This window comes from Streptomyces sp. NPDC001717 (assembly GCF_042892775.1).
Lineage (GTDB): Bacteria > Actinomycetota > Actinomycetes > Streptomycetales > Streptomycetaceae > Streptomyces.
In genome coordinates this window covers 1-6,490 of record NZ_JBIAUK010000059.1, presented here as the reverse complement: position 1 = coordinate 6,490, position 6,490 = coordinate 1, and the positions used below count along the sequence as shown (strand labels likewise).

8 protein-coding genes are annotated in these 6,490 nt (G+C 71.1%); 3 read left to right on the top strand and 5 right to left on the bottom strand.

Annotated features, from left to right (window positions below):
* Positions 1–731, top strand: a 731-nt coding sequence (locus tag ACFYZL_RS39885) for an ATP-binding cassette domain-containing protein (protein WP_388686091.1), incomplete at its 5' end; no start/stop codon positions are given.
* Positions 728–1,513: an ABC transporter permease gene (locus tag ACFYZL_RS39880; RefSeq protein ID WP_384578466.1), complete on the top strand. Its 786-nt coding sequence runs from the start codon at positions 728–730 to the stop codon at positions 1,511–1,513. The genes ACFYZL_RS39885 and ACFYZL_RS39880, both read left to right, overlap by 4 nt.
* Before the next feature lie 89 nt (positions 1,514–1,602).
* Here the strand turns inward: ACFYZL_RS39880 and ACFYZL_RS39875 are convergent, their stop codons facing one another.
* On the bottom strand, positions 1,603–3,006 hold the full coding sequence (locus ACFYZL_RS39875) for a sporulation protein (RefSeq protein ID WP_388686088.1): 1,404 nt from the start codon (positions 3,004–3,006) through the stop codon (positions 1,603–1,605).
* A gap of 186 nt (positions 3,007–3,192) precedes the next feature.
* On the opposite strand from ACFYZL_RS39875, the gene ACFYZL_RS39870 reads away from it, so the two are divergent.
* Complete coding sequence (locus tag ACFYZL_RS39870) at positions 3,193–3,435, top strand: hypothetical protein (protein ID WP_388686085.1); 243 nt, start codon at positions 3,193–3,195, stop codon at positions 3,433–3,435.
* A gap of 141 nt (positions 3,436–3,576) precedes the next feature.
* Here ACFYZL_RS39870 and ACFYZL_RS39865 read toward each other — a convergent pair whose 3' ends face one another.
* The 4 genes from ACFYZL_RS39865 to ACFYZL_RS39850 form a co-directional block, all read right to left on the bottom strand.
* On the bottom strand, positions 3,577–4,488 hold the full coding sequence (locus tag ACFYZL_RS39865) for an MBL fold metallo-hydrolase (RefSeq protein WP_384758686.1): 912 nt from the start codon (positions 4,486–4,488) through the stop codon (positions 3,577–3,579).
* Positions 4,485–4,679, bottom strand: coding sequence for an acyl-CoA carboxylase epsilon subunit (locus ACFYZL_RS39860; protein ID WP_384758689.1), 195 nt, complete (start codon positions 4,677–4,679; stop codon positions 4,485–4,487). Before ACFYZL_RS39860 ends, ACFYZL_RS39865 begins: the two co-directional genes overlap by 4 nt.
* A 22-nt stretch (positions 4,680–4,701) precedes the next feature.
* A complete protein-coding gene (locus ACFYZL_RS39855) occupies positions 4,702–6,207 on the bottom strand; it encodes an acyl-CoA carboxylase subunit beta (protein ID WP_384758695.1) in 1,506 nt (501 codons plus the stop codon).
* A 169-nt stretch (positions 6,208–6,376) separates the two neighbouring features.
* Positions 6,377–6,490: adenosylhomocysteinase (locus ACFYZL_RS39850; protein ID WP_365950301.1), on the bottom strand; the 114-nt coding region annotated here is incomplete at its 5' end.

The window sequence follows — 6,490 nt, the reverse complement described above, 5'->3', positions numbered from 1 at the left end:
CGATCGGTGTGACCGGTCAGTTCTCCGCGGTCGACGGGCTGATCACCGGCGAGGAGAACATGCTCCTCATGGCGGACCTGCACCACCTGTCCAAGGCGGAAGGGAAGAGGGTCGCGGCCGAACTGCTGGAGCGGTTCGATCTGGTGGAGGCGGCGAAGAAGCCCGCATCGACCTACTCGGGCGGCATGAAGCGGCGTCTGGACATCGCGATGACGCTGGTCGGGAACCCGCGGATCATCTTCCTCGACGAGCCGACCACCGGTCTCGACCCGCGCTCCCGCCACAACATGTGGCAGATCATCCGCGAGCTGGTGGCGGACGGGGTGACGGTCTTCCTCACGACCCAGTACCTGGAGGAGGCCGACGAGCTCGCCGACCGGATCGCCGTCCTCAACGACGGCAGGATCGCCGCCCAGGGCACCGCCGACGAACTCAAGCGGCTGATCCCCGGCGGGCACGTACGGCTCCGGTTCTCCGACCCGGCCGCCTACCGCACCGCCGCCCTCGCCCTCCACGACGCCGCCCGCGACGACGAGGCGCTCGCGCTCCAGATCCCGAGCGACGGCAGCCAGCGCGCGCTGCGCTCCGTCCTCGACCGGCTCGACTCCGCCGGCATCGAGGCCGACGAGCTGACCGTGCACACCCCCGACCTCGACGACGTGTTCTTCGCCCTGACCGGAAACGCCGACCTCCCCCACCAGAACAACCAGCCGAAGGAGGCTGTTCGATGAGCTCCCTCTCCCTCGCCCTGCGTGACTCGTCCACGATGCTCCGGCGGAACCTGCTGCACGCGCGGCGCTACCCGTCCCTCACGCTGAACCTGCTGCTCACGCCGATCATGCTGCTCCTGCTCTTCGTCTACATCTTCGGCGACGCCATGAGCGCGGGCCTGGGCGGCGGCGGTCGCTCCGCGTACATCGCGTACATCGTTCCGGGCCTGCTGCTGATGACCATCGGCAGCACCACGATCGGAACGGCGGTCTCCGTCGCCAACGACATGAACGAGGGCATCATCGCCCGCTTCCGGACGATGGCGATCCACCGTCCCTCGGTGCTCGTCGGGCACGTCATCGGCAGCGTCCTGCAGTCGATCGCGAGCGTGGTCCTCGTGGGTCTCGTCGGTCTGGCCATCGGTTTCCGGGCCACGGACGCGACGGCCCTGGAATGGCTCGCGGCGTTCGGACTGCTGGTGCTCTTCGCCCTGGCGTTCACCTGGATCGCCGTCGGCATGGGCCTGATCAGCCCGAACGCCGAGGCCGCGAGCAACAACGCGATGCCGATGATCCTGCTGCCGCTGCTGTCCAGCGCCTTCGTCCCGGTCGACTCGATGCCGGGCTGGTTCCGGCCGATCGCCGAGTACCAGCCCTTCACCCCGGCCATCGAGACCCTGCGCGGGCTGCTGCTCGGCAGCGAGATCGGCAACAACGGGTGGCTGGCCGTGGCCTGGTGCGTGGGTCTGACGGTGCTCGGCTACTTCTGGTCGGCCTCGAAGTTCAACGCCGACCCGCGGTAACCGCCGCCATGACAGCGCGGGCCGACGCGAGGGGCCCGTAGGACACCGGGGTGTCCTACGGGCCCCTCTGTCGTGTGCCGCCGCGCCCGTCAGGAGGTGAGGGTCCTCGCTTCGGCGAGGTAGGCGGCGACCGGCTTTTCGTGGCGCCACTGGTGGAGGGAGCCGGCGAAGATCTTGATGTAGTCACCGCCCCGTACGGTCTGGAGCCTTTTGAAGAGCCGCAAGGACTCGCGCCCCAGGGTGAGGCCTGCTTCCCAGTCCCCCTGCTGCGCGTGCGCGGTGGCGAGGACGGACAGCCGGATCCCCCGCGACCTCGCGAAGGCGTCGCCGGGCATCGATCCCAGCGCGTGCCAGGCGAAGGTCGACTTGGGGCGGCCGAGGTCGCGGAAGATCTCGGTGGCGTCCGTGACGATCCGCTGGCGGTTGAAGAACGCGATCCAGGCGCGCTCGCCGGCCCCTTCGGCCGCCCCCTGCTGCTCCAGGCGCTCGGCGGTGGCCAGGGCCGCGCTCGCGGAGCGGGCGTCCCCGGCGCGCGCGTGCGCCCGGGCCTCGATCAGTTTGGCGAACCCCAACACCCGGGGATCGGCGCCCGGCACGCGCTCGAAGGCCCCCTGGGCCATGTCGATCGACTGGGAGGGGAAGCCGCGCATCAGTGCCTGCATGGCCATGGTGGTGAGGACGTAGGAGCCGAGGTGGACGTCACCGGCGGCCTTGGCCAGCCGGAGCGCTTGGATGTAGTGCCGCTGGGCGGTCTGGTGTTGCCCGGCGTCGAAGGCGGTCCAGCCGGCGAGCCTGGCCATTTCGGCGGTGACCGAGAACAGGTCGCGGCCGTCGCGCTCGGTGTACGTGGCCCGCAGGAGCGGCGTAACCCGCTCGTACAGGTACTCGGTCAGGGACTGCGACTTCCAGGCGGCCCCGCCGAACCGCGAGTCCCAGGCCCGTGCCGCGTCCGCCGCTTGGCGCAGTTCCTCGATGTGCCCGCGCTCCACCGTGGTCCGGCCGTTCAGGCGTGCCACGGGCTCGGTCGGGCTGATCAGCCACCGGGTCACGGGTTCGGAGAACGCCGCGACGGCGAACGGTGCCGTCGCGAGGAAGTCTCGGCGGTTCAAGGCACTCCAATACGACGTTGCTTCGGCGAGGGCGTGCTGCTGCTCCCTTGGGAATCCGAGGCCGACGGTATGGTCACTGTTCGCGGACTCCATCCCGATGTCGGCGAGGTCGACCGGGCGTCCCAGGCTCTCCGTGAGCACGGTGCAGATGTACCGGGGAACGGGCCACTTCGGCTTCATTCCCCTGCGACACCAGTTCGCCACGGACGTGTGGGTGTAGTCGGTGGACAGCCCGTGTGATGAGCAGATCTGGTTCAGGCGGTGGGCCAGCCTCTTGTGGCTGATCCCCGCTTCGGAGATCAACGTCTCCAGGTGGGCGTTCGTCTTGTGGCCGATGCCCGGTCGTGTTCCCGTTCCCGTTTCCGTTCCTGTTCGCGGTGCCATCACGCTCCCCCTCGCCGCCCGACCGGCTCGGTCACGTTCCCTACAACTCCAGCGTAGGTCAGGGGAGTTCACGTGGGCCCGGGTCGCAATCCGTGAGCCCCCCTCGTGAGCCCTGTGCGCGCCCTGCGCCTTTGCTCTCCTGGGAGGAAGGAGTCGGGCACAGCGGGTCGGAAGCGGGTGGAAGGCATGGGGAAGATTCGGCGGGAGACCGCGCAGGGGCGTACGGGCGGCCGGGGAACGGCCTCCGCCCGTTCCCTGGCAGGCAAGCACGGGCGGCGGCTGGCCGTGGCGGTGGCGGCTCCGGCCGGCGCGGTGGTCGTCGAGGCACTGCCGCTCTGGCTGTCGGCGGTCCTCTTCGCCCTGCCGGGCGTACTGGCCCTGCTGAGTCCGGACCACCAGGACCGGCAGGAGCGGGAAGAGGAGCTCTAGCCGGCGGCGCGGACGCGGCCGACGGTGCCGTGCGGGCTGATGCGCCCGACCGCGTTCAGCCCGCTCGCCGTGAACCACATCCTGTGCGCCCGCTCGTGCGCGCGGGTCGGCCGCGAACCGCCCCGCTGCCGTCCGGGCGGCCTACGCGAGGCAGCGGGGCGGGCGCCCGTGGTAGGCGGTCATCTCCTCGAAGAGGGCCCCGATGTCGAGCGGGGTGCCCTCGGGCAGGCCCTGCTCCTCGGCGTATCCGCGGTGGAGGTTGGGGAGCAGGCGTTCCGCGTCCAGCAGGTCCGCGTACGGGCCGAGGTCGGTGGAGCGCGCGAGTTCGAGGGGGCTCGCCCCGGCCGCCGCGCCCTCCTTGGCGAGGCCCTGGACCCAGCGCAGGTACGCCTCGTTGGCGTCGAGGATCTCCGGGCCGCCGACCGGGCCGTGACCGGGGACGATCGTGGTCGGACCCAGGGCGCGCAATCGTTGGAGCGCCCGCAGGGAACCCGCGACGGAGCCCATGACGCAGAACGGGGTGACCCCGTTCATCGCGAGGTCGCCGGTGAACAGCACGCCCTGTTCGGGCAGCCAGACCACGGTGTCGTCGACGGAGTGCGCGGCCGGGCCGATGTGGAGGAGTTCTGCGCGGACGGCGTCGCCCACGTGGAGGGTCATGCGGTCCTGATAGGTGAGCTCGGGCGGGGCGATCGCGATGTCGCCCCAGCAGACGTCCGGCCACAGTCCGGCCATGTGCATCCCGGCCGCGCCCACCAGGGTGCGGGTCTTCTCGTGGCCGATGGTCAGGGCCTCGGGGAAGACGAAGTTGCCGTAGGTGTGGTCGCCGTGGAAGTGGGTGTTGACCACGGCGTGCGGGGGCCGCGGCGCGAGCCGCAGCGCGGCCCGGCGCAGGTGCCGGGCGCGGGCCTCGGTGGCGGCGGTGTCGACCAGCACGCTGCGCCGCCCGTCGGTGAGGACGCCCGCGTTGTTCAGGCACCAGCCGCCGTCGGGCTGCACGTACGCGTGGACGCCCTCCGCCACCTCGGTGAGGTGTCCGCGGCCTGCCGTCACCGCCACGTCCCCGCGGCGACGTGCGGGTTGCGGTGGGCGCGGTGCCAGCCGCTGTCGGAGCTCCGGCCCCCGGCGGCCGGTGCCGGCGCGGCGGCGGTCCGCCGTGCCAGCAGGGCCGTGAGGACGGCGGTGAGGGCGGCGGTCTCCTCCGCGGAGGGGGCGCCGCCGGTGATCTTCCATGGGGTGGTCATCGGTCCGCTGCCTCCTGGTCCGTCACACCGGCGGGTTGCCGTGCTTGCGGGACGGCATGTCCGCGTACTTGGAGCGCAGCATCGCGAGGGCGCCGATGAGCGCGGATCGGGTCTCGGCCGGGTCGATGACGTCGTCGACGAGGCCGCGCTCGGCCGCGTAGTACGGGTGCATCAGCTCGGTCTGGTACTCCTTGATCTTCTGCGCCCGTTCGAGGTCGGGGTCCTCGGCCGCGGCGATCTCCCGGCGGAAGATGACGTTGGCGGCGCCCTCGGCGCCCATGACGGCGATCTCGTTGCTGGGCCAGGCCAGGGACACGTCGGCGCCGATGGAGCGCGAGTCCATGACGATGTACGCGCCGCCGTAGGCCTTGCGCAGGATCAGCTGGATCCGCGGCACGGTCGCGTTGCAGTACGCGTACAGCAGCTTGGCGCCGTGCCGGATGATGCCGTTGTGCTCCTGGTCGACGCCGGGCAGGAAGCCGGGGACGTCGACGAGGGTCACCAGCGGGATGCTGAAGGCGTCGCAGAACTGCACGAAGCGGGCGGCCTTCTCGCTGGCGTGGATGTCGAGGACACCGGCCATCGAGGAGGGCTGGTTGGCGACGATCCCGGTGACGTGGCCGTCGAAGCGGGCGAGGGCGACGACGACGTTCTGCGCCCAGCCGGGCTGGATCTCGAAGTACTCGCCGTCGTCGGCAATCTCCTCGATGACCTTGCGGATGTCGTAGGACTGGTTCGGGTTGGCCGGGACGAGGTTGACCAGGGCGTCGGTGCGCCGGTCGGCGCGGTCGCCGGTCTCCTCGCGGGGTGCGGTCTCGCGGTTGTTGGAGGGCAGCAGCGACAGCAGGAATCGCACGTCCTCCAGGCAGCTCTGCTCGTCGTCGTAGGCGAAGGCCGCGACCCCGGAGACCGAGGCGTGCACGTCGGCGCCGCCGAGGCCGTTCTGGGTGATCTCCTCGCCGGTCACCGCGCGGACCACGTCCGGGCCGGTGATGAACATCTGCGAGGTCTCGCGGACCATGAACACGAAGTCCGTGAGGGCCGGGGAGTACGCGGCGCCGCCGGCGCACGGGCCCAGCATCACGGAGATCTGCGGGATGACACCGGAGGCCTTGGTGTTGCGCTGGAAGATGCCGCCGTAGCCGGCGAGGGCGGTGACGCCCTCCTGGATCCGGGCTCCGGCGCCGTCGTTGAGGCTGACCAGGGGCGCGCCGGCGGCCACCGCGAGGTCCATCACCTTGTGGATCTTCTGCGCGTGGGCCTCGCCGAGGGCTCCGCCGAAGATGCGGAAGTCGTGTGCGTAGACGAAGACCGTCCGCCCGTGGACGGTGCCCCAGCCGGTGACGACCCCGTCGGTGTAGGGCTTCTTGTGCTCCAGGCCGAAGCCGGTGGCCCGGTGCCGGCGCAGGGCCTCGATCTCCTGGAACGAGCCCTCGTCGAGGAGCGCCTCGATGCGCTCCCGCGCCGTCAGCTTGCCCTTGGCGTGCTGCCGTTCGGTGGCCTTGGGGTCGGGCCCGGCGATGGCCATGGCCTTGATCTCGGCGAGTTCCGCGGCACGGTCCTGGATCGGGGGTGGGGCTATTTCACTGATGGTCACGGGATTCCTCCGGGGCGGTGGGGAGGTTCTGCCGGCCGCCCGCCCCTTCCCGGTCGGGAAGGGGCGGGCGCCGGTCAGCGGTCTTCGATCGGAAGCCGCATTAGTAGCGGTAGTGGTCGGGCTTGTAGGGACCGTCGACGTCGACGCCGATGTAGGCGGCCTGCTCGGGGCGCAGGGTGGTGAGCTTGACGCCGAGGGCGTCGAGGTGGAGGCG